This is a genomic window from Pseudonocardia alaniniphila (assembly GCF_022524485.1).
In the GTDB taxonomy this organism is placed as follows: Bacteria; Actinomycetota; Actinomycetes; order Mycobacteriales; family Pseudonocardiaceae; genus Pseudonocardia; species Pseudonocardia alaniniphila.
In genome coordinates, this window is the sequence record NZ_JAKXMK010000049.1 from 39088 (window position 1) to 61170 (window position 22083).

General features: G+C 69.4%; 18 protein-coding genes. 8 read left to right on the top strand and 10 right to left on the bottom strand.

Annotated elements, in window-relative coordinates; all coding sequences use genetic code 11:
- Positions 1-31 precede the first annotated feature (31 nt).
- Positions 32-1561: a carboxylesterase/lipase family protein gene (locus MMF94_RS39410; protein WP_241042596.1), complete on the top strand. Its 1530-nt coding sequence runs from the start codon at positions 32-34 to the stop codon at positions 1559-1561.
- A gap of 5 nt (positions 1562-1566) precedes the next feature.
- Here the strand turns inward: MMF94_RS39410 and MMF94_RS39415 are convergent, their stop codons facing one another.
- The 6 genes from MMF94_RS39415 to MMF94_RS39440 all read right to left on the bottom strand — a co-directional run bounded on the left by MMF94_RS39415 (position 1567) and on the right by MMF94_RS39440 (position 9700).
- Positions 1567-3963, bottom strand: a complete 2397-nt coding sequence (locus tag MMF94_RS39415; protein WP_241042597.1) for a LuxR C-terminal-related transcriptional regulator — start codon at positions 3961-3963, stop codon at positions 1567-1569.
- A 251-nt stretch (positions 3964-4214) separates the two neighbouring features.
- Positions 4215-5411: an NAD(P)/FAD-dependent oxidoreductase gene (locus MMF94_RS39420; RefSeq protein WP_241042598.1), complete on the bottom strand. Its 1197-nt coding sequence runs from the start codon at positions 5409-5411 to the stop codon at positions 4215-4217.
- On the bottom strand, positions 5408-5605 hold the full coding sequence (locus tag MMF94_RS39425) for a ferredoxin (RefSeq protein ID WP_241042599.1): 198 nt from the start codon (positions 5603-5605) through the stop codon (positions 5408-5410). The genes MMF94_RS39420 and MMF94_RS39425 overlap by 4 nt, the downstream gene beginning before the upstream one ends.
- Positions 5602-6864 (bottom strand): cytochrome P450, encoded by a 1263-nt coding sequence (locus MMF94_RS39430; protein ID WP_241042600.1) that lies wholly within the window; start codon positions 6862-6864, stop codon positions 5602-5604. The genes MMF94_RS39425 and MMF94_RS39430 overlap by 4 nt, the downstream gene beginning before the upstream one ends.
- A gap of 166 nt (positions 6865-7030) precedes the next feature.
- Positions 7031-8293, bottom strand: a complete 1263-nt coding sequence (locus MMF94_RS39435; RefSeq protein WP_241042613.1) for a CynX/NimT family MFS transporter — start codon at positions 8291-8293, stop codon at positions 7031-7033.
- 150 nt (positions 8294-8443) lie between these two features.
- Positions 8444-9700, bottom strand: coding sequence for an MFS transporter (locus tag MMF94_RS39440; RefSeq protein ID WP_241042601.1), 1257 nt, complete (start codon positions 9698-9700; stop codon positions 8444-8446).
- 83 nt (positions 9701-9783) lie between these two features.
- Between MMF94_RS39440 and MMF94_RS39445 the strand changes: the two genes are divergently transcribed.
- Positions 9784-10686 carry a LysR family transcriptional regulator gene (locus tag MMF94_RS39445; RefSeq protein WP_241042602.1) on the top strand — a complete coding sequence of 301 codons (903 nt, stop codon included), beginning with the start codon at positions 9784-9786 and terminating at the stop codon, positions 10684-10686.
- 31 nt (positions 10687-10717) lie between these two features.
- Here MMF94_RS39445 and MMF94_RS39450 read toward each other — a convergent pair whose 3' ends face one another.
- Positions 10718-12331, bottom strand: a complete 1614-nt coding sequence (locus tag MMF94_RS39450) for a thiamine pyrophosphate-binding protein (RefSeq protein ID WP_241042603.1) — start codon at positions 12329-12331, stop codon at positions 10718-10720.
- A gap of 136 nt (positions 12332-12467) precedes the next feature.
- Between MMF94_RS39450 and MMF94_RS39455 the strand changes: the two genes are divergently transcribed.
- Positions 12468-13403 carry a LysR substrate-binding domain-containing protein gene (locus MMF94_RS39455; protein WP_241042604.1) on the top strand — a complete coding sequence of 312 codons (936 nt, stop codon included), beginning with the start codon at positions 12468-12470 and terminating at the stop codon, positions 13401-13403.
- A gap of 48 nt (positions 13404-13451) precedes the next feature.
- Here MMF94_RS39455 and fabG read toward each other — a convergent pair whose 3' ends face one another.
- Together fabG and MMF94_RS39465 are read right to left on the bottom strand one after the other, a co-directional pair.
- A complete protein-coding gene (gene fabG, locus MMF94_RS39460; protein WP_241042605.1) occupies positions 13452-14222 on the bottom strand; it encodes a 3-oxoacyl-ACP reductase FabG in 771 nt (256 codons plus the stop codon).
- Positions 14222-15469 carry an acyl-CoA dehydrogenase family protein gene (locus MMF94_RS39465; RefSeq protein WP_241042606.1) on the bottom strand — a complete coding sequence of 416 codons (1248 nt, stop codon included), beginning with the start codon at positions 15467-15469 and terminating at the stop codon, positions 14222-14224. The genes fabG and MMF94_RS39465 overlap by 1 nt, the downstream gene beginning before the upstream one ends.
- A gap of 85 nt (positions 15470-15554) precedes the next feature.
- Here MMF94_RS39465 and MMF94_RS39470 point away from each other — a divergent pair, with 85 nt between their 5' ends.
- Positions 15555-16448 (top strand): LysR family transcriptional regulator, encoded by an 894-nt coding sequence (locus tag MMF94_RS39470; protein WP_241042607.1) that lies wholly within the window; start codon positions 15555-15557, stop codon positions 16446-16448.
- Between the two features lie 46 nt (positions 16449-16494).
- Here the strand turns inward: MMF94_RS39470 and MMF94_RS39475 are convergent, their stop codons facing one another.
- Positions 16495-17214, bottom strand: coding sequence for an IclR family transcriptional regulator (locus tag MMF94_RS39475; protein ID WP_241042608.1), 720 nt, complete (start codon positions 17212-17214; stop codon positions 16495-16497).
- A 78-nt stretch (positions 17215-17292) separates the two neighbouring features.
- Between MMF94_RS39475 and MMF94_RS39480 the strand changes: the two genes are divergently transcribed.
- The 4 genes from MMF94_RS39480 (at position 17293) to MMF94_RS39495 (ending at position 21953) form a co-directional block, all read left to right on the top strand.
- Positions 17293-18504 carry a CaiB/BaiF CoA transferase family protein gene (locus tag MMF94_RS39480; RefSeq protein ID WP_277398938.1) on the top strand — a complete coding sequence of 404 codons (1212 nt, stop codon included), beginning with the start codon at positions 17293-17295 and terminating at the stop codon, positions 18502-18504.
- A gap of 125 nt (positions 18505-18629) precedes the next feature.
- Complete coding sequence (locus MMF94_RS39485; protein ID WP_241042609.1) at positions 18630-19832, top strand: acyl-CoA dehydrogenase family protein; 1203 nt, start codon at positions 18630-18632, stop codon at positions 19830-19832.
- Positions 19833-19846: 14 nt separating this feature from the next.
- Positions 19847-21133, top strand: a complete 1287-nt coding sequence (locus MMF94_RS39490) for a CaiB/BaiF CoA transferase family protein (protein WP_241042610.1) — start codon at positions 19847-19849, stop codon at positions 21131-21133.
- Positions 21134-21179: 46 nt separating this feature from the next.
- The gene (locus MMF94_RS39495; RefSeq protein WP_241042611.1) at positions 21180-21953 is read left to right on the top strand and encodes an enoyl-CoA hydratase/isomerase family protein; all 774 of its coding nucleotides are present in this window, start codon (positions 21180-21182) and stop codon (positions 21951-21953) included.
- Positions 21954-22083 lie beyond the last annotated feature (130 nt).

Sequence of the window (22083 nt, forward strand, 5' to 3'; positions counted from 1 at the left end):
CCGTGTTCCGACCACACTCCGGGGGCTCCCGATGACCGACACCGAACCGACCGCCCGCACGACCGCGGGGGTGGTGCGCGGCCGGACCGAGGACGGAGTGCAGGTCTTCCGCGGCGTCCCCTACGCGCGCCCGCCCATCGGTGAGCGGCGCTGGCTGCCCGCCGAACCCGCCATCCCCTGGTCCGGAGTGCGCGACGCGTCGGCCGACGGCCCCGTCTGCCCGCAGCCGGGACGCGGACCCGTTCCGTCCCTGCTCGGCTACACGATCGACCCGGCCGCCATGTCCGAGGACTGCCTCACCCTCACCGTCTGGACCCCGGGTGCCGACGACCGCCGCCGGCCCGTCGTCGTCTGGATCCACGGCGGCGGGTTCCTCACCGGCGCCGGCAGCCTGCCCCTCTACTCCGGGGCGTCGCCGGCCAGGCACGGCGATGTGGTCGTCGTGGCGATCAACTACCGGGTCGGTCCCTTCGGCTACCTCGACTGCCACCCGGGCGACCGGTCAGCGGGCAACCGCGGCCTGACCGACCAGGCGCTGGCCCTGCAGTGGGTCGCCGACAACGTCGCGGCGTTCGGCGGCGACCCGGGGAACGTCACCGCTGTGGGCCAGTCCGGCGGGGCCTGGTCGATCCTGACCCTGCTCGGGATGCCGGACGCACCTGCGCTGCGGCGCGCGATCCTGCAGAGCCCCCCGCTGGGCTCGCCGATGCGGACGGCCGACGACGAGGCAGGGATCCGGGAGCTCTACCGGTCGGTCCTCGGCGTCGGCGACGATGCTGCCGTGCGGGCGCTGCCGGCGAGCGCGCTGATCGCAGCGGTGCCGGAGATGATCGGCCGCACCGCGGAGTGGGGCCGCTACCTGCCGGTCTTCCAACCGCACGTCGACGGCCGGTACCTGCACGCCTCGGTCTGGGACGACGTGCCGACGCACTCCCCCCACACCGAGATCATGATCGGGTGGACGAGCCGGGAGTTCGCGTTCTTCTTCGGGCGGGAACCGAAGCCGGAGGACGTGCCGCCGTCCCGGCTCGTGGAGCGGATGCGGTGGAGCTTCGGCGACGCCGCGGACAAGGCTCTGGACCGCTACCGGGACCTCTACCGGACGGACTCGGTTCAGGAGCTTCTCACCTGCTACGCGGGCGATGAGATGTTCCGGATCCCGTGCCTCGACCGGGCGGCGGCGCTCTCCGCGGGGGGCCTCCCCGTTCACGCCTACGAGTTCGGCCTGTCGTTGTCCGGCAGCACGGAGGTGTTCGGCGGGGCGCACTGCCTCGAGATCCCGTTCGTATTCGGCACGTTCGACGCGATGCGCCTCGGCGACGCGGTGCTGACCCGTGATGTCGACGCGGACACCGCACGAACGGCGACGGGCGCCATGCGGTCCGCGTGGCTCGCGTATGCCCGCGACGGCGATCCCGCTGTCGGGGCGACCGCGGGTTGGGCCCCGTTCTCGGCGGGCGCCCCGAACGGCATGGTGTTCTGCGAGCAGGGGGTGGTGGCAGCTCCCACCGGCAACCTCGGCGCATCGCTGCGCGCCGTGTGGGACGAACTGCGCGCGTGACCGCCTCAGGGGACGGACTGGTGACGCACCACCCAGGCTGCTACCTGCACCCGTGACGACAGGTTGAGCTTGGCCAGGATGCGCTCGACGTGTCCGCTGACGGTGCGCTGCGAGATGACCAGCTCGCGGGCGATCGCCCGGTTCGTGAGACCCCGGCCGATGAGGGCGGCGACCTCCAGCTCCCGGCGGGTCAGAGGGTTCGCCCGGGGGTCGGCGGGCGTGGTGAGCGCAGGCGTGGGTGATGCCGCGACACGGGGTGGCGGCGCCGCCGGCTCCAGCAACGACCGCATGTCACCGGAGGCGGCGAGCTCAGCACCCGTGCGGTAGGCCCGGGAGAAGGTGCGCTTCCCCACCGCCTCGCGGATGCCCTGTTCGGCCTCGCGATGGTGGACCAGCAGCGCGGGCAGGAAGGTCGGCACGCTGTCGGTCCGGTGGCTGAGCGCGTCCGCCGCCCCGAGCAGTGCGGCTGCGCGGCTGGAGTCCCGGTCACCTGCCGCGATCCAGGCGAGCGCCTCCAGGCAGACCGCGGCGACGAGCGGATGGCCGACGTCGTCGGCCACGCGCAGGCCCTCCTTCAGCCGGACCGCGGCGTCCTCCCCCCGGCCACTGCGCCAGAGCGAGACGCCCGTCCCCCACAGCAGGTAGGACCGGAACACCGACTCACCGCGCGCCGCGGTGATGTCGAGTGCCTGCTCGAAGCATCGCCCTGCTCGCTCGCTGTCGGACCCCAGCTCGTAGGCGAACGCCAGCATGGTCAGCGCGGAGAGATGGAGGATCTCCTCGGTGCCCGGACCACCCAGCACTGCGACGGCGACTTCCAGCAGCGCCCTGGCCCGGTCGACCTCGGCGGAGAAGAGCGCCGCGATCCCGTCGGTCAGCGCCACGATGCCGTGCACCAGGGGATCCGCGCTCGCCGTCCCGGTCGCCCTGGCTCTGGCCACCAGTGCGAGAGCCGCCTCGAGATCGCCCTGCGACGCGGTGAGCACACAGTCGGCGAAGATGCCCGTCGCGAGCTCGACCGAAACCATCCCGTCGTCTTGCGCGAGCATTCGATCCAGCCAGTACCGCCCCTCGCTGAAGAGGCCTCGCGCGTTCCAGAACGGGAACAGCGCGACCGCCGTCCGCAGCCCACGCTGCGGATCCTGGAGCGCGCAGCGGTCGAGGACGTCGCGGAAGTTCGGCAGCTCCCGCTCGAGACGAGCGATCCACTCCAGCTGGCGGGGCCCGATCCACTCGTCGTGCGCAGTTCCGGCCAGGTCGCAGTACCAGAGGGTCAGCCGCTCGACCACCTCGTCGGCGTGGCCCTGCTCGCGCGCCTTCTCCTGCCCGTACTCCCGCAGCGTCTCCAGCATCCGGAAGCGCGCCGGCGCGGCGTCGGAGTCCTCCCTCATGAGGATCGACTTCTCGATCAGCGACGTCACGATGTCGAGCAGGCCGTCCGCCCCGCAGATCGCCGCCGCAGCCTCCATGTCCATGCTGCCGGCGAAGAACGCCACGCGGGACCAGACCCGCTGCTCGGCCGGACTGCAGAGCTCGTGGCTCCAGTCCATGCAGAGCCGCAGCGTCTGCTGGCGCGTGGGTGCCCCGCGGCCGCTGTGGGTCAGCAGCGCGAACCGATCGGCGAGCCGTTCGAGGATCTGCGACGGCGACAACGTCCGCAGCCGCGCCGCGGCGAGCTCGATGGCCAGGGGCAGCCCGTCGAGGCGGCGGCAGATGTCCGCGACGTCGCCGGCCACGCCATCGGTGAGGACGAACCCGCGGGCAGCGGCCGATGCTCGTTCGACGAACAGCGCGACCGCGTCGGACTCCACCAGGCCGGCGGGCGTGATCTCGTCGGCGTCGCCGGGCACCGCCAGCGGCGGGACGCGCAGGAGCACCTCACCCGCGGCCCGCAGCGCCTCACGGCTGGTGCACAGGATGTGCACGCGCCGGCACCGGCGGAGCACCCGATCGCACAACGCTGCGACGGCGTCGACGATCTGCTCGCAGTTGTCGAGCACCAGGAGGCAGTCGGCGTCGGCGAGCTTGTCGACGAGCGCGTCCTCGAGCGGCTTGTCGGCGGGCGCCAGCACCCCGAGCGTGCCGGCGACCACGTTGACCAGCAACGACGCATCCGACAGCTCCCCCAGCTCGACCAGCCAGACCCCGCCCGGGAAGCTCCCACGGACCTTCTCGGCCGCCCGCAGCGCCAGCCTGGTCTTGCCCACCCCACCGATCCCGGTCAGCGTCACCAGGCGGGCTGTGCGCAGCAGCCTCCGGGTCTCGGCCAGCTCGTTGTGCCGGCCGACGAACGTCGTCAGCTCGATGGGCAGGTTGTCGACGGTCGCGGACCGGCCCGGAGCTGCCGTGCCCGCGGGTGCGCTGCCACCAGCCGGGGTAGCGCTAGCGTCATCGCCGGGCATGCCGGCCATTGAACCAGTTCCGCCGCCCCCGACGAGTCCCTTGTGGACGGAGTGCCACGGCTCCGCGCCGTCCTATGCATGAACGGGCATCGGGCTGTGCCGAGAAGACATGGCACGGCCCTTCATACCCGCGTGTCCCGGGTCTCGGGCATCAGCCGTGCCGAGGTTCTCGTTCATCAGAGATGGCTCCTGCATGCGACACGAAACGGCGGACATCGGACGCGCAGCGGTAATGCAGGTCGACAGGAGTGCTACTTCGGAGCGAGGCCCCGGAGGGCGTCGTCCAGGGGCTGTTGTCGGGCGATGGCGCGACGCCAGGGCAGCAGCTCCTTCGCGGCATCGACTCCGACAGCGCCCACCACCCGACCATCCGCCTCGTACACGACGAGGCGAGACACGCCCGCGCCCGGATCGAGCACTCGGACGGTGTCGGGGTTGCGGGTCGTCCCGTATATCTGCAGCCGGTGCCCGTACTGGTCGGACCAGACATAGGGCATCGACACGAAGGCTTGGTCGTCACCGAGGAAGTTCCCGGCCGCCACGCGACCCTGCGCGTGAGCGTTCGTCCAGTGCTCGATGCGGCGCAACTCGCCGGTGTCCCGGTCGCGCCATCGGGCCACGTCACCCACGGCGTAGATGCCCGGCGCGGCGCAGAGCGTCTCGCTGCAGATGAGGCCGTCGTCGATCTTCAGCGCGTCGTCGCCGGAGAGCCAGTCGGTGCTGGGCGCGGCACCCACGCCCACCAGGACCAGATCGGCGGGAACGACCCGGCCGTCGTCCAGCACGGCTGCGTCGACGCGCCCATCGCGCTGGTTCAGCGACACGACCGTCCTGCCGCAGTGGACCGTGACGCCTCGCCGTCGGTGCAGCTCGGTCCACTCGGCGCCGACCTGCTCACCCAGTCCACGCTCCAGAAGCGTCGCGCCTGCCTCGACGATCGTCACGGGGAGCTCCCGCTCGCGGGCGGCCACGGCGATCTCGGCGCCCACGAACCCGCCACCCACGATCAACACCGTCGAGGCGCGAGCGAGTGCCGCGCGCAGACGTTGCGCGTCGGCGAAGGTCCTCAGCACGTACACGCCATCGCAGCCGCTCAGAGCATGCGGACGCCGAGGCGCGGAACCGGTCGCCACGAACAGGCCGTCGTAGGGCAGCTCGCTGCCGTCGTCGAGATGGACGGTTCGGCTCGTGCTGTCCACGCCCACCGCCCGGGTGCCGAGGCGGAGGTCGGTACCCACGAGGTCGTCCGGACCGCACAACGGGGCCGCGACGCTCGACGCCCCGTTGCGGATGCCCTCCTTCGACAGATGCGTGCGGTCGTACGGCATGACGTCTTCGTCACCGACCAACGTGATCGACCCGGTGAACCCGCGTGCGCGCAACGTGCCGACCACCGTCGTCCCTGCCCGGGAGGCGCCGACCACGACGACGCGGGCAGCACCGATCACGTCTCGACCATGGCGAGCACACCGGCCGGGCAGTCACGGATCGCCTGCTCGACGGCCACACGCGCGGACTCCGGCGGCTGCGCCAGCAACAGGATCACCTTGGCGTCGTCGTCGTCGAGGTCGAACACCTCAGGTGCTGCCAGCGCACAGTCGCCGCAGCTCGTACATCCGTCCCGGTCGACGCTGAGGGTCATGCCCACTGCGCAGCCTCCTGCGGACTCCACTCGACGATCAGGCTTTCGGGGCCGCGGAAGGAGATGTTCCTGGGATACGTCACGGTCTGCCCCTCCGCCAGCCGCAGGTCGGGGAAGCGGCGGGCCAACATGCCGATCACGGTGCGCACCTCGACCCTGCCCAGATGCTGGCCCAAGCAGAAATGGGTTCCCTTGCCGAACGAGAGCTGCACCCGCGCGTTCTCGCGGTTGATGTCGAACACCTCGGGCTCCGGGAACACACTCGGATCGTGATTGGCGGCGCCGAAAGCGAGCATCAACCGTGTGTTCGCGGGGATGTCCACATTGCCGATCGTGACCGCCCTGGTCGTGACTCGCCGCCACGCGATCACCGACGAGTCGAACCGCAGCGTCTCCTCGACAGCGGAGTCGACCAGCGTCGGGTCCGCGTGCAATCGCTGCCACAGTCCAGGATGGGAGAGGAGATTGCGGAGGGCATTGCCGATGAGGTTCGTCGTCGTCTCGTGGCCCGCGAAGCTCAGCGCGAAGATGACGCTCGCGATCTCCCGATCGTTCAGCGCGCTGTCGTCGGACTCTCGTTGACGAATCAACTGGCTGGTCAGGTTGTCGCCCGGGGCCTGCGTCTGCTGCTCGACGAAGCGCTCGCAGTAGTCCCAGAACTTGACCATGTTCGTGGCCGCGCGCAGCTGGTAGCCGGCGTCAGGGCGGCCCCAGTTGATCTCCAGCTTGTCTCCGCACCACTGCTTGAGCTGCTCGCCGTCCGCATCGGGGAACCCGAGCAGACGGAAGACCGTGAGTGCCGGCAACGGGAACGTCAGGGCGGGCACGATGTCCACCCGGCCCAGCTGCGCGAAGTCATCGATCAGGCGCTTCGAGAATTCCTCGATCCGCTGCTGCAGCTTCGCCACCTTGCGCGGCAGGAACAGCGGCGCGAGGTGGAGGCGGATTCGGCTGTGGGCAGGCGGGTCGAGGTTGGACAGAACCGGCACATTGCGCAGACCCAGCCTCAGAATGTCCTGAGCCTCGTCCGTCAGTGCCGACAGCGGAGCTTGCGCAACCGTCGCGGAATACGTCACGGGGTCGGACAGGATGGCCGCGATGTCCTCGTAGCGGGTGACCACCCAGTAGTCGATCGACGGCACGTAATGAACCGGCCCGCTCTCCCGCAGATCGTTGAGGATCGAATACGGCTCAGCCAGATATTCATCGGAAAGAGGATCGAACCCGTGGGCTACCGGACATCCCGCCACTGCCGACATCGAATGGTTACTCCTCACATGTGCACGCACGCTCCCAGTGCACGTCGTGACCGGGTCCGCCGAGTGTGAGCCGGGCAGGAAGCCAGAGTCGGCCCGCAGGACCGTGCACACAAGAACCTTTTCCGGCGTGAACCATGCCTGTTCGGCTATGACGACTGGAGCGGCGCTACCTGGCAGGGCCCGTGCCCTGACATCGGCCTGAACTGGGAAAGGCCAGCAGTTCGCCCTCCACAGGAGGCTCATCTGGGTAGCCGGAGACGTGCCCGTCCCGGGCGGCGAGCACTCCAGAGAGAGTCTGCGGTATCAGAACCGTGATGACCAGAAGAAGTGGGATGGTCCAGCCGCCGGTGGCCTGATGAACCACACCCAGCGCGAGCGGACCGAGCGCTGCCAGCACATAGCCGAAACATTGCGACATGCTGGACAACTGCGCCGCGTGCCGAATATCCGGTGCCCGCTGCACGATGAAGAGTAGGGCCAGACTTATCGCCGCGCCCTGGCCGAGTCCGAGCAACGACATCCACAGATACGCTCCTGCGATCGGCGCGACCAGCAATCCACCGAGGGCAATCACGTACAGCACCGAGCCGGCCACCACGATCGCTGCAGTCCGCACCGCTCCCCCGGCGAGCATGGGGGCCAGGAATGCCCCGGCGATGCCCACGACGCTGCTCAGCGAGAGCATCACGCCCGCAGTCACGCCACTCATTCCGGCGTCGGCCAGCAGAGTCGGCAGCCACGCCGCAACCATGTAGAAGGTCATCGCCTGCAGACCCATGAAGCAGGTGACCGCCCAGGCAAGCGGGTTGCGCCAGAGTCCACACACCGGACGCGCGGCCGCTTTCGTGTCGGCAGCCGAAACTCGCGTGCGCCGACGAGTCTGTGGCAGCCACACGATGATCGCCGCGACCGCCAGCACACCCCACAACGCGAGCACGCGGCGCCAACCCAGCCCGGTAGCCCTCTCCAGCGGGACGCTCAACCCAGCGGCGAGGGCGGGGCTTGCGAACAACGTCATGGTGTAGAGCCCGGTCATCAGCCCGACCCTGCGCTCGAAATCGCGCTTGATCACTCCTGGCAGCAGCACGTTGGCGATCGCGATGCCGGCACCGATCAGCACTGTGCCGGCGAGGAGTGCCGCCAGTGGCTGCAGCAGGCGAACCGCTGCGCCGGCCGTGATCAGCACCATGGTGAGCAGCAACGTCAGTTCGATGCCGAGTCGTCGACCCAGTCGAGGGGCGAGCGGCGCCAGCACCCCGAAGCACAGCACCGGCAGCGTGGTCAGCAGCCCGGCGGTCGACACCGACAACCCCGTGTCGGCGCGAATCGCGCCCAGCAGCGGGGACACGGCGACCACCAACGGCCGCAGGTTCGCTCCCAGCAAGATGACGCCGACGGCCGGTAAGAGTGTGGAACGAGGCGGCGTCATCACCGTGCCGTGTCCTTGTCGGCGGCTCGCGGCTTGTCGAACACGCCACCATGCGCACTGACGTGATCGCGCTCGGATTTCATCAGATCCATGGCCTTGTTCCAACACGGTCTCCGCTCTCAAATGGCCGATGAAAAGGCGTGGCCGCCCTCACGTCGAGACGGGCGAGGAGGCGATTGGCCGTAGGTGTCGTAGCGAAACACCGACAGCGATGATCGCGGCGAAGATGACCGCAAGGTAGATCGAGAGACCATTCCAGCCTGATCGGCCGTACCAGACGCCGCCGACGGTGCCTCCGATCGAGGAACCGAGGTAATAGCAGAACAGGTACAGCGCGGGGCCCGAACCGTGCAGTTGTCCTGATCGGGCGCCGACCCAGCCGCTGGCCACGGAGTGGGTGGCGAAGAACCCGATCGTGACCAGGACCAGACCGAGCACGATCACCGCGACGTGGGAGCTGAGCATCAGAGCCACCCCGGCGAGTGCCACGAGCGCGCCGGGCCACAGCACTGCTCGGTAGCCGAACGAACCGACGAGCCGGCCGGCCACCGCGGACGCCCCCGCCCCCGTCAGGTAGATGACGAACAGGGCGCCGACCAATGCCTGTGAGAGCCCGAACTCCGGAGAGAGCAGCCGGTACCCGAGATAGTTGTAGACGGTCACGAACCCGGCCATGTCCAGGAACCCGATCACGTAGAGAGCTGTCAGGCCCCGGTCGCCGAAGGTTCGCGACCCGCCACCCGGCGCAGCGGCGAAGCGCAGCGGGACGGGGTGGAAGTTCCGTGACTGCAGGACCGCCGGAATGAAAACCACAGCCGCGACCACCGACAGGACGCTCACCGTGGCGAGCGCTACGCGCCAGCCGGCGAAATCGGCGACCGCTCCGGCCAGTGTGCGTCCGAGCATGCCGCCGAACGCGGTGCCCGCAACGTAGAGGCCCATCCCCGAGCCCAGGGAACCGCGGTGGAGTTCCTCGGACAGATACGACATCGCCGTGGCCTGGAGCCCGGCCAGTGCACAGCCCTCCAGCCCGCGTAGCACCAACAGAACCGCAAAGCTCGGTGCGAACGGAACAGCTAATCCGATCACGGCGGTCGCGACGATGGAGATCGACATGACATTCGTGCGCCCGTGGGCGTTGGAAATTGCGGCGAGCGGGATCGTCGAGACCGCGAGCGCTGCTGTCGGTACCGACAGCGTCAAGCTCGCGATCGCCGGGCTCACCCCGAACTGCCGACCGACCGCAGGGAACAGCGCCTGCATGCTGTAGAGCACGGCGAACGTGGCGCAGGCTCCGGCCACGAGCGCCAGGGTGACACGACGGAACTCGCGGGTTCCCCGGCGGTGGCCGATCTCGTCGGCGGCCACGAGCTCGCGCACGATCGGATTCTCGGATGCGCCTTTCACAAGATTGACGTTAGGCGCGCACAAGTCATCCGTCCCATGAACTTTCGAATGCCAATCGATCCAGAAATGAGTACGATGTGGTCATGGCCGGTACGGCGGAAACCATTGCCGCAGATCTCACACCGCACCTCACTCTGTTGCGGGCAATGCGATCCCACGGCCATCTCAGCGCGGCCGCCGAAGCCGCCGGTGTACCTCAGCCGACTGCCACCCGCTGGATCGGCGACCTGAGCAGCACAGTCGGCGTCGCGCTGACCCGGCGGGTCGGGCGGCGATCGGAGCTGACTGCAGCCGGACTCGCACTCGCGGATGCGGTCGTCACCTCGCACCAGAGCTTGGCCATCGGGGTAGCCCGGGCACTGGAGGCCGCGGATCCGGAGCGGGGTCATGTGGTCTTCGGGTTCCTCCGCAGCTTGGGCACGACTAGCGTGCCGAAGCTGCTGCGTGGCTTCCGGTCCGAATTCCCTCATGTGCGGTTCAGCCTTCTGCAGGCCGGCCACAACGAGCTGCTCGAGCGGGTTGCCGCGGGCACGGTCGACGTCGCCTTGAGTTCCACCCTGGCGGTGCCCGTGGATCTGCATTCGGTGGCGCTGTATCGGGAGCCGCTCGTCCTGGTCGTGCAAGCCGATCATCGGCTGGCGAAGCGCCGACGGATCCGTCTGGAGGAGTGCCGCCACGAGCCGTTCGTGAGCCTCCGGCCGGGGGTGGGGCTCCGCAGCCTGGTCGACAGCCTGTTCACTGCGGCGGGATTCAGCCCTGCTCACGGGTTCGAAGGCGATGACGTGGAGACCGTCCGGGGTTTGGTGGCGGTCGGTCTCGGGGTGGCGGTCCTGCCGGCCCGAGAGGGAGGACCCCTTGCGGGTGCAGCGGAACTGGACCTCCGACCGCAGCGCCACCGTGAGATCGGGCTGATCACGTCGAACAAACGGCACCTCGAGCCCGCGGCGGCCTCGTTCTATCGGTATTCGCTCGAGAGCTCGTTCTGACGGCGACCTTCCAGCCTGGGCAATCGCACGGTCAGGCAACGATGTCGACCGTCGGGTCCAGGCGGATGTCGAGCACGAGCGGGCGGGTGCGGTTCACGAGCAATTCCGCCACGGCATCGAAGTCGGATGTCTTGGTCACCGACATCGCCTCTGCGCCGAGGCCCTCCGCCACCCGCCCGATGTCCGGCCAGCTCATGTACGAGTGCGCGGGATCGACGCCGTGGACCACGAACTTGTGGTACTCGGCGCCATAGGCACCGTCGTCGAAGACCACCACGATCAAGGGGAGCTGTTCGCGGACCGCGGTGGCCAGCTCGGCGGGATTCATCATGAATCCGCCGTCGCCGACGAGGCAGACGGTCGGGGCGTCCGGGCGCGCCACGGCCATGCCGATCGCACCCGCCAACCCCAGTCCGATCGCGCCGAATCCGCCCATTGCCGTGAACCGGGAGGCGTCATCGGTGTGGATGTAAGGCCAGGCGGCGTTGACGAACCGGCCGATGTCGCTGACGACGTTGCGCGTGGCGGGCAGACGCTCGTCGACCTCGGCCGCCGCGACACGCACATCGATGGTGCTGCCGTTCGAGCGGTCCAGGAACTCGGACCGGGGATCGAAGTCGGCGATGAGGCCCTGCGCCCGATCGAGCCAGCCTCGCTGCGGCTTGTGTCCTGCCTCGTGCAGCAGGGCGATGAGCCCACTCGCCACGTCGTCGGCGTCCCCCACCACGGCCTCGTCGGGCCGCACATACCAGCCGAACCTGCCCGGATCGGAGTCGATCTGAACGATCTTCTTCCCCGAGGTGAGCTCGCCGTGCATTGTCGTGTGGAGGTTCAAACTCGACCCGAAGGCGACGATGCAGTCGGCCTCGGCGAGCACGGTCGACGCGGCCGCGTGCGCGAGGTTGCCGCAGATGCCGAGGTTGCTCGGATGACCGGCGAACAGGTCCTTGGCCGGCACCGATGTCGCGAGCGGAGCGCCGATCAGCTCCGCCAGCTCGGCCAGCGACCTCTCCGCCCCGGCGGTCACCGCGCCCCGCCCCGCCAGGATCACCGGGCGTTTCGCCGAGGCGATCAGGCCCAGCGCGGAGTCGAGCTGCATCTCCCCCGCGACGAATCGCGCGCGGTGGGAGGGCGCCCGCAGCGCCGCGGGATCGACCGAGACGGACGCGAGCAGGAAGTCGTATGGCACATCGAGCAGTACCGGCCGCTCCTCGGCGAGGATTCTCTGCAACGCGCGACTCACGTCTCGGTACAGCGACTCCGGCCGATGAACACGCTCGTACCCGGCGCCCGCCGCGGCTGCGAAGGTCGACAGGTCGAGCCGCTGAAAGTGCGTCGGCTCGGCCGGGGTCGCGCCGGTCAACAGCAGCACGTGGCTGCGACTGCGCACCGCCTCCACGAGGCCGGTGAGGGCGTTGGTGACACCCGGCCCGTGGGTGACGGTCGAGAGGCCGATCCGGCCGGTAGCCCGCGACCAGCTGTCCGCCATCGCTACCGCGCCCGTCTCGTGGGCCGCAGCGACGAACCTGCCGCCCCGCTCACGGAACGCCGAGGCGTAGAGCATGTTCGCGTCACCCATCAGCCCGAAGACCGGCGCGTCGTCCTGCTCGATCAAGGCGTCGGCCAACGCTTGGTAGAGCTTCATTCAATCTCCCTCAATCCGGCAAAACGCGCCTACGGTCGTGAGCCGGCGCGCGCTGCGGTTCCTGTGGATCTCACGCTAGGCACCGGGAAACATCTACGTCCAAGACAGATTGCAGCCCTCGTCATATCGTGAAGATATGACGAGGTCCGAACTGCGGTTACTTCGCTACTTCGTCGCAGTGGCGGAAGAACGCCATTTCGGTCGGGCCGCTGAGCGCCTGCGCATGGCGCAGCCACCGCTGAGCCAGCAGATCCGCAAACTCGAGCAGGGGCTGGGGGCCGAGCTTCTCGACCGCTCGTGCCGGCCGATCGGCTTGACCGAGGCGGGGCAAGCGTTCTTCGCCGAGGCACGACTGTGCCTCGTGCACGCCGAACGTGCCTTCACCGCAGCGCGGCTCGCGGCCGCCGGCCAACTGGGCCAGGTCCGCATCGGTGCGATGCAGGCGGCCGTCTCCGGCGTCCTGCCGCACGTCATCCGCGAGCACCGGCGCAGCCACCCCGACGTCGCGCTGGAGGTGGTGGACCTCGGGACACTCGAGCAGGCGCATCAACTCGTCGAACACCGGCTCGACATCGGCTTCCTGCGCGGTCCCATCGACGACGCGTCACTGACCGTCGAACCGCTGCTCCACGACCCCTTGATGGCGGTGTTCTGGGACGATCACCCCCTGGCCGGCGAGGAACGGCTCTCCCCGTCGGTGCTGTCAGGGCAACCGACGCTGCTGTGGGCGCGGGCCGCGGCCCCCACCGTGTACGCCGACGTCGTCGAACTGTTCCGGCGCCACCAGATCGATCCCCGCGTCGTCGACGAGTCCCCCCGAGTCGAGTCCGTCCTGGCCCTGGTCGCGGCCGGCCTCGGCATCGCGTTCCTGCCCACGTCCTTCGTGAACCTCGGCCGGCGCGGTGTGCGATTCGTCCCGCTCACCGGATCGATCCCGGATCGGCCGCTGGAGCTCGCCTGGCGGACCGACAACACTTCCGCAACCCTGTCGGCTTTCGTCGACGCCGCGCGTAGGTCGGTGCCGTGCTATTTGGCGGATCTGACGGCGCGGCACCCGTCTCTGCAGCTCTGAGGCGGCCACAGATACGCGAAATCAGGACCGTGCGACCGCGTCGACGCATCACGCCCGTGGGCCTCCGGCGACGTAGAGCACCTGGCCGGAGACGAAGCTCGATCGTTCGTCGACGAAGAAGGACACTGCGTTGGCGACGTCCTCGACCCGGCCGACCCGCTGGACGGGGATGGCCTTTGCGCGATCCTCGGCGTACTGCTCCCATGCAACGCCGAGCCGATTCGCCGTCGCGCGCGTCATGTCGCTGGCGATGAACCCGGGCGCGATGCAGTTCGCGGTGATCCCGAACTTGCCCAGTTCGACGGCGAGGGTCTTGGTGAATCCCTGGAGCCCGGCCTTGGCCGTCGAGTAGTTCGCCTGACCGCGGTTGCCGAGCGCCGCGGTCGACGAGAGGTTCACGATCCGGCCCCAGCCGGCGCTGACCATGTGTTTCTGTACGGCCCGGGTTATGAGGAACGAGCCGCGCAGGTGTACTCCCATCACCGCGTCCCAGTCCGACTCGTCCATCCTGAAGAGCAGGTTGTCGCGTGTGATCCCGGCGTTGTTCACCAGCACCGTCGCAGGCCCGAGCTCGTCCGCCACGAGGGATACGGCGGCGTCGACAGCGCCGGCGTTCGTCACGTCGCACCTGACAGCGATCGCGGTGCCGCCGGCCGTCCTGATGCCGTCGGCGGTCTTCGTCGCGCCCGACTCCTCCAGGTCCAGCACGGCGACGGTGAGCCCGTCAGCCGCCAGGCGTTGCACGGTGGCAGCGCCGATGCCGCGGGCAGCGCCCGTGACGATCGCGACGCGTCCTTCGGTCGATCGGGTTCCAGGCATCAGAGGGCTCCTTCACGAGAGGCTTCGGGATGGCGTAGTCGTGCTCGCCGAGGGTGGGGACCAGCCCTGTCGGCGCTGACGGCCTGGCGGACGAGTCCGCCGCCGACGATGAGCCGCTGGATCTCGCTGGTGCCTTCGTAGAGGCGCAGTAGCCGCACGTCGCGGTAGATCCGCTCCACGGGCAGCTCCCGCATGTATCCGGCGTCCGCGTGGATCCGGACGGCCAGGTCGGCCACCTTGCCGACCATCTCGGTGCAGAACAACTTGGCTGCTGACGGGGCGATCCGGCGATCCTCGCCGCTCACGTAGGCGCGGGCGGTCTCGCGCACCATGGCACGCCCGGCGAGAACACCGGCCTGCTGGTCGGCGAGCATGGCCTGGACGAGCTGGAAATCGCCGGTACGTCGGCCGCCCTGGGTGCTCTGGGCGGCGTACGCGACGGACTCGTCGAGGGCGCGCTGGGCGGTACCGACCGCAAGGGCGGCGATGTGCACCCGACCCCGCGCCAGAGAGATCATCGCGGCGCGGTAGCCGGCTGTCACTTCGCCGCCGACGAGAGCGGAGGCAGGTACCCGGACGTCGTCGAAGGTGACATCGGCGCTCCAGGCGCCTTCCCGGCCAGTCTTCGTGCCCTTCGGCCTGACCGTCACACCGGGTGTGTCCGCAGGGACCAGGAACAACGCGATCCCGGGGTCGCGCGGCTCCGCGTCGGCGATGCGCGCGAAAACGATGAACAGGCCCACGTCGGGGGCGTTGGTGATGAGCTGCTTCTCCCCGTCGATCACCCAGCCCGCATCATCGGCACCGCCGTCACGGCAGGCCCAGGTCCGCAGGCCGGCAGGGTACGAGCCGGCGCCGCGCTCAGTCAGCGCGAACGCTGCCACCACCTCGCCGGCTGCCATCCGCTCCAGCCAGATCTGCTTCTGCTCGTCGGTGCCGAAGCCGACGAGCACCTGACCGGCGATGCCGTTATTGGTGCCGAACATCGAGCGCAGCGACAGAGTCGTGTAGCCGAGCTCCATCGCAAGCTCGACGTCCTGGGTCAGGTCGAGCCCGAGACCGCCCCACTCGACGGGGATGGCGTAGCCGAAGAGGCCCATCTCGGCCGCCGCTGATCGCAGGTCGTCGGGGATTCGGCCCTCATTCATGATCTCGATCTCGCGGGGCACCACCTCCGAGCGGATGTACGTTCGGACCCGCCGGCGGATGACCTCGAAGTACTCACCCGATACCTGTGTCTCGGTCATAACCCGATGGTGTGCGCGGCGCTGATGCAATTCCAAGACCAGTTCGCTGGTTATTGTTGGCGGATCCGCATCAATGGAGGTCCGGGTGGACCCGATCCAGCTGCGCGCGTTCGTGGCCGTCGCCGAGGACCTGCACTTCGGCCGGGCAGCCCAGCGTCTGCATATCGCCCAGCCGTATCTGAGCCGCACCATCCGCGCGCTCGAGGAGGACCTCGGCGCTCCGTTGTTCCGTCGGACCACCCGCCGGGTCGAACTGACGCCGGCGGGAGCGGCACTCGTGGATCGGGCGCGGGCCATCCTTGCGATGGGGGACGAAGCGCGCGCTTCGGTCGCAGCGGCCCACGAGGGGAGGAGCGGGCGGGTGCGGATCGGTTTCGCCGGGCCGTCCGCGCACGACGCGGTCGGGCAGCTCGCCCGGGCCGTCCGGCAACAGCACCCGCTGATCGACCTCGTGTTCCTGCCGGGGCGCTACGGTGCGTCGGTCTTGTCGGACCTGCTGCGCCACGACAGCGACCTCGCGCTCGCGCGGTTCGCCGAACCACCTGCCGAGGTGTCCAGCCGCGGTATCGCCCGCGACCGCTGCGTCGTCGCGGTGCCGACGAGCCACCGGCTCGCGCAGGCCGAGGAGCTCCGGTTCGACGATTTCCGCGACGAACCGTTCGTCGCGTTCCCCGAGTCCTTCGGTTCGTCGGTTCGCGCCATCCTCGTCTCGGGGTGCCAGGCCGTCGGGTTCGCCCCGCGGTTCGTGCAGATCGCCCCGGACTCATGGACGAGCATCGCGCTGGTCTCGGCCGGAGTGGGTCTGCACTTCACGACGGCGACCGCGGTCGCCCACCTTCCGCTCGACGGCGTCCACATCTGCGAGATCGCCGATCCGCCCGCGATCTCCGTCTACCTGCTGTGGCGGCAGGGCGACGACGATCCCGTCCTGCACCGCGTCCTGCGCACGTCGGTGGAGGTGCTGCCCGGCGCCGAGTGACCGCGGCGAACCCGGACACGAGCTACAGCGGAGGTTCGCCGACCGGTCAGGTCGACCAGGTCTCGGTCACATCGGACAGTGCGGCGATGACGGCGTCCGGGATTCTCCCTCTCGGCTCGGCGCGGCGATCGGCCACCGAGAGCGCGCCGGTGACCACCCCGTCGTGCCGCAGCGGGACGGCGGCCGCCACCGCACCGGGGAGCACCGCGCCGCTCTCCCCGCGCTCGGCCCCCGTGTCCCGGATCCGGGCGCACGCGTCGAGCAGCGCAGCAGCCGCGGCCGGGTCCGCGTCGTACACGGCCAGCGCGATCCGCTTGCGCTCGGCGGCAGGCAGGAACGCCAGTAGCACCCGCCCGGCCGCGGTGTCCGGCAGCGGAGAGCGCACTCGCGCGGATATTGCGACGTCGAACGACTCGTCGGCACCCGCCCAGTCCACGTAGACGACGTCATCCCCCACCCGGGCGGCGAGCAGCACCGGCAGGCCGATGACCCCGGACAAGTGGGTCAGCGCCTCGTGCGGCACGGCCGGCACCGGCGGCGCCCCGGCCCGCGCAGCCAGCATCCACGGCGCCGGGCCGAGCGTGTAGCGGCGCTCGCGCTCGTCCAGATAGCCGGTGGCGACCAGCCCGTCGACCAACTTCTGCACCGACGACACCGGCGCGCCCACCGCCCGGGCCAGGCGGGTCAACGTGCTGCCGCCGGGCCGGCGGGCGGCCGCCTCCAGCAGTCCCGCCACCCGGTCCACGGTTCGGTGATGGTTACGCATATGGGTAACTCTAGCCCCGATCATGAAAAGTAGTTAGCAATACTCATTCCCTGAAGCGCTACGGAAGGACGTGAGGACGTGACTCGGGACGCGAGCGCCGCAGGGGCCCTGTCCGGGCTGCGCGTGATCGACCTGGCCTCGGTCGTGATGGGCCCCTACGCCTGCCAGATCCTCGGCGACCTCGGCGCCGAGGTGATCAAGGTGGAGCCACCGGAGGGCGACATGACCCGGCGGACCCAGCCGCAACGCAATGCCGGCATGGGCGCGCTTGCGCTGAACGTCAACCGCAACAAGCGGTCGCTGGCGCTGAACCTCAAGACCGACGACGGCCGCGCGGTACTGGACGACCTGCTCGACACCGCCGACGTGCTCGTCACCAACATGCGCCCCCGCGCGCTGGCCCGGCTCGGGCTGGACCCGGACCGTGTGTCCGCACGGTTCCCGCGTCTGGTGCAGGTCCGCGCCCAGGGCTTCCGCAGCGACTCCGCGCTCGCCGACCGGGCGGCCTACGACGAGATCGTCCAGGCCTCATCCGGGATGGTGGACCTGATGCGCCGGGCCACCGGCACCCCGGCGTACGCGCCGACGATCCTCGCCGACAAGGTCTGCGCCCTGACCATCGTCTACTCGGTGCTCGCCGCGGTGATCCACCAGCGGGCCACCGGTGCGGGCCAGCTTGTCGAGGTCCCGATGACCGACACCCTGCTGGCCTTCAACCTGGTGGAGCACCTCTCCGGGCACACCTTCGTCCCGGCGGAGGGGCCGACCGGGTTCAACCGGTCGATGGCCGAGAAGCACGAGGCCGTCGCGACGAAGGACGGCTGGGCGTGCATCCTCCCCTACACCCCGGCGAACGTCGCCGACTTCTTCCATGCCGCGGGTCGCGAGGACCTTGCGACGGACGAGCGGTTCGCCGACTCGGCCTCGCTGTCGCGGCACCAGCCCGATCTGTACGCGCTGATCGGTGAGCTGGCCTCGTCCCGGACCACCGACGATTGGGCGCAGCTCTGTGCCGAGCACTCGATCCCGTTCGCACCGGTGCTGTCGTTGGACGACGCCGAGACCGACCCGTACGTGGTCTCCGGCGGGCTGCTCACCGAGGCCGACCACCCCAGTGAGGGCCGCTACCGCTCGATCGGATTCCCGGTCCGGTTCTCAGGCGCGCCCACCGGCCTCCGTACCCCCGCACCGAGGTTGGGCGCCGACAGCGCCGACGTGCTGCGCGAGCTGGGTCGCTCCGAGACACAGATCCGCGCCCTGACCGGCGCCGGCGTGGTGGTGTCGTCGTGAGGACCGTCGATCCCATCAGCGCCGCCACCGAGGACGCCGACGGTTCTGGCCGCCCTCACCACCACGCGCGACCGCGCCCAGTGGGCCGTCCCGGCCGCGCGTTTCGCTGCACAGGAGGATGCGTCATGAACACGTTGGAGCCGCTGCCGGCCGACTTCTACGGCTATGCCGATCTGCTCGACGACACCGACAAGAAGATCCTCGCCCGCGTCCGCGAGTTCGCCGAGGAGAAGATCGCGCCGGTCGCCGACGACCATTGGGCCCGCGCCGAGTTCCCGTACGAACTCATCCCCGGGTTCGCCGAGCTCGACATCGTCGGCCTGGACCGCGACTGGCCGGATCGCCCTGCCCACTCCCGGCTGCTGACGTCGTTCATCAGGATGGAGCTGTCCCGGGTCGACCCGTCGATGGCGACATTCTTCGCCGTACAAGCCGGGCTGGCACTCTCCTCGATCGACCTGTGCGGGTCCGACGAGCAGAAGGAGCGCTGGCTTCCGGCGATGCGCCGGATGGAGAAGATCGGCGCGTTCGCGCTGACCGAGCCGCACGGCGGCTCCGACGTCGCGGGCGGGCTGGAGACCACCGCCCGCCGCGAGGGCGACGAGTGGGTGATCGACGGAGCCAAACGCTGGATCGGTAACGGCACCTTCGCCGACCTGGTGGTCGTCTGGGCCCGGGACGCGGCCGACGACCAGGTGAAGGGCTTCGTGGTGGAGAAGGGCATGCCCGGCTTCACCGCCAGGAAGATGGAGGGCAAGCTCGCGCTGCGCACCGTCCAGAACGCAGACCTCACGTTCGACGGCGTGCGGGTGCCGGCGGCGAACCGGCTGCCCGGCGCGCGGACCTTCGCCGACACCAACCGAGTGCTGCGGGTGTCCCGCGGCGGGGTGGTCTGGGGCGCCGTCGGCGCGATGGCCGCGGTCTACGAACTGGCCCGCGACTATGCGACCACGCGGATCCAGTTCGGCTCGCCGATCGCGTCATACCAGCTGGTCCAGGACCACCTGGTATCGATCCTGGGCAACGCCACCGCCTCGCTCGGCATGGCCGTGCGGGTCGCGCAGCTGCAGGACGCCGGCACTTTCCGCAACGAGCAAGCGGCCCTCGCCAAGCGGCAGGCCACGCTGATGCTCCGCGACTCGGTGGCCCGGGCGCGGGAGGTGTTCGGCGGCAACGGGATTCTGCTGGAGAACAAAGTCGGCCGGTTCTTCAACGACGCCGAGGCGCTCTACTCGTACGAGGGCACGAAGGAGATCAACACGCTGGTCGTCGGGCGCGCGGTAACCGGGATCGGTGCTTTCGTCGGGCGCGCCCGGCAGAAGCCCTGACTCGTGCAATTCGCATGGCTGTCGTCAATTGCACGGAACCGACCACTAATTGGGTGATCATGACCTCAGATATCAGGGAACCGGCTCGCCGGATCGACGGTCAGCACGTTCCGAACGTGAACCCGCTCCAGGGAGTGCGCGTGCTCGAGTTCGCCAGCTCCCTCTCCGGCCCGTACATGGGCATGGTCTTCGGTGACCTGGGGGCGAGCGTCGTCAAGATCGAGAGCCCCGGCGGTGGCGACATGACACGTGGCTGGGGCCCGACGGCGGGCGGCGAAAGCGCCTACTTCCTGTCGACGAACCGCAACAAGCGGTCGATCGTGGTGGATCTGCGTACCGGGGAGGGTGTGCGGCTGGCCCGTCGCCTCATCGCCGACGCCGACGTCGTCGTCGACAACTTCCGGCCGGACAGCAAGCTGCGGGCCGTCTTCTCCTACGACCAGGTCCGGGAGGTCAACCCGCGGGCTGTCCACGTGCAGTTGTCGGCCTTCGGCACGCATGGGCCGTGGAGTGGCCGGCCGGGCTACGACCTGATCGCCCAGGCCACTGGTGGGCTCATGTCGGTGACCGGAGATCCGGGTGGGAATCCCGTTCGAGCAGGATTCTCCGTTGCCGACCTCACGACCGGGCTCTTCGGTCTGATCGGTGCGCTCGCGGCGCTGGCGGAACGGGAGCGGACGGGACAGGGGCGGCTGGTTACCACGTCCCTTTTCGAGGCACAGCTCGCTCTGCACGTCAATCTGGCGATGAACCTGTTCGTCGCCGGTGTCAAGCCCGTCGCACTCGGGTCGGCGCACCCGGACCTGGCGCCGTATCAGGCGTTCACAGGGCGGGACGGCGACTTCGTCGTGGCCGTCGCCACCGAACGACTCTGGGAGCGATTCTGCCAGGCCATCGATCGGATCGATCTGCTCGACGATCCGCGATTCGCCGACAACTCGAAACGGGTGCAGCACCGCGCCGTTCTGGCCGACCTGCTCAACCACACATTCGCGACCGAGTCGGTGTCCCACTGGGTAGGGCGGCTTGATCGTGCGCAGATTCCCGCGGCGCCTATTCTGTCTATCGAGCAGGTGTACTCGATCGAGCACACCTCGGCGCTGGGAGTCGTGACGACTCTGGCCCACCCGACAGCGGGTCTCATCGATCAGGTCGCGAGCCCGCTGTCCTTCGATGACATGCGCGCCAGGCCGCGATCTGCGCCGCCCACCCTTGGCCAACACACAGACGAGATCTTGGCCGAGCTCGGAATCGACGCCTCTGCCGGCGCCGCGCTGCGGCGCGACGGGATCGTCGCCTAGCCGGTATCGGCCAACCGAACATCAGCCACAGGGAGAACCAGAACGCGTGGGTGCACCGACAGTCAGCGACAACAGAAGGATTCGCTGGATCACGCTGAATCGACCGGACGCGGCCAACGCGCTGCGCGTCCAGGACCTCGACGTCATCGCGGAGGCCGTCACCACGGACCTGGCAGGGATTCGGGCCGTCGTGATCACCGGACAGGGCGACCGAGCCTTCTCCGCGGGAATGCACCTCGACACCTTCCGTGATGCGGACCGGGAAGGGAGCCGGCGCAGCATCGCCAGTGTCGGGCGCTGCATCGCAGCCGTTCGAACCTGCTCCGTGCCAACGCTCGCCGTCGTCAACGGTGCGTGCATCGGCGCGGCTTTCGAACTCGTCCTCGCCTGTGACCTGCGGATCGCCGCACCTGGAGTCCGATTCGGCCTGCCCGAGGTCAAACTCGGTGTGCCCTCGGTCGTCGACGCAGCGCTGCTCCCGCATTTCATCGGACTCTCGAAGGCCCGCGAGCTGATCCTCACCGGCAACATGTACGCGCTGGAGGAACTCGGGGTCGACCGTCTGGTCAGCCGGGTAGTGCCCCACGAGGCGCTGGAATCCGCGGCCCGGGAGCTCATCGAGCAGGTCATCGCACACTCACCGGAGGTACTGACCGCTCAGAAGAGCCTGTTCGAGACGTGGCTGAACTGCTCGCTGCGGGAGAGCGTCGACATCAGCATGGACGTGTTCGCCACCATGTTCGACCTCCCGTCGACCACCGAGAACATCGCCGCGTACGCGGCCGGGCGGAGTCGATCGTCCAGGCCTCCGGCCGGCTGATGCCCTCCGAGCGACGCAGTATCGAGAGACCCGCACCGAGAGAACGGAGAAATGCACATGGCACCGCGACGGGCGGCGATCGCCGGGATCCACGAGTACCCCCTGCGCCGGGCACCCGGCCGCAGCAAGA

Excerpts from the sequence above, each read along its gene's own strand:
- MMF94_RS39485 (WP_241042609.1), top strand. The coding sequence starts at position 18,630 with ATGAACACGTTGGAGCCGCTGCCGGCCGACTTCTACGGCTATGCCGAT.
- fabG (WP_241042605.1), bottom strand. The coding sequence starts at position 14,222 with ATGCCTGGAACCCGATCGACCGAAGGACGCGTCGCGATCGTCACGGGC.
- MMF94_RS39445 (WP_241042602.1), top strand. The coding sequence starts at position 9,784 with ATGGCCGGTACGGCGGAAACCATTGCCGCAGATCTCACACCGCACCTC.
- MMF94_RS39450 (WP_241042603.1), bottom strand. The coding sequence starts at position 12,331 with ATGAAGCTCTACCAAGCGTTGGCCGACGCCTTGATCGAGCAGGACGAC.
- MMF94_RS39410 (WP_241042596.1), top strand. The coding sequence starts at position 32 with ATGACCGACACCGAACCGACCGCCCGCACGACCGCGGGGGTGGTGCGC.
- MMF94_RS39465 (WP_241042606.1), bottom strand. The coding sequence starts at position 15,469 with ATGACCGAGACACAGGTATCGGGTGAGTACTTCGAGGTCATCCGCCGG.
- MMF94_RS39455 (WP_241042604.1), top strand. The coding sequence starts at position 12,468 with ATGACGAGGTCCGAACTGCGGTTACTTCGCTACTTCGTCGCAGTGGCG.
- MMF94_RS39435 (WP_241042613.1), bottom strand. The coding sequence starts at position 8,293 with ATGACGCCGCCTCGTTCCACACTCTTACCGGCCGTCGGCGTCATCTTG.
- MMF94_RS39425 (WP_241042599.1), bottom strand. The coding sequence starts at position 5,605 with ATGACCCTCAGCGTCGACCGGGACGGATGTACGAGCTGCGGCGACTGT.
- MMF94_RS39430 (WP_241042600.1), bottom strand. The coding sequence starts at position 6,864 with ATGTCGGCAGTGGCGGGATGTCCGGTAGCCCACGGGTTCGATCCTCTT.
- MMF94_RS39475 (WP_241042608.1), bottom strand. The coding sequence starts at position 17,214 with ATGCGTAACCATCACCGAACCGTGGACCGGGTGGCGGGACTGCTGGAG.
- MMF94_RS39490 (WP_241042610.1), top strand. The coding sequence starts at position 19,847 with ATGGCTGTCGTCAATTGCACGGAACCGACCACTAATTGGGTGATCATG.
- MMF94_RS39415 (WP_241042597.1), bottom strand. The coding sequence starts at position 3,963 with ATGCCCGGCGATGACGCTAGCGCTACCCCGGCTGGTGGCAGCGCACCC.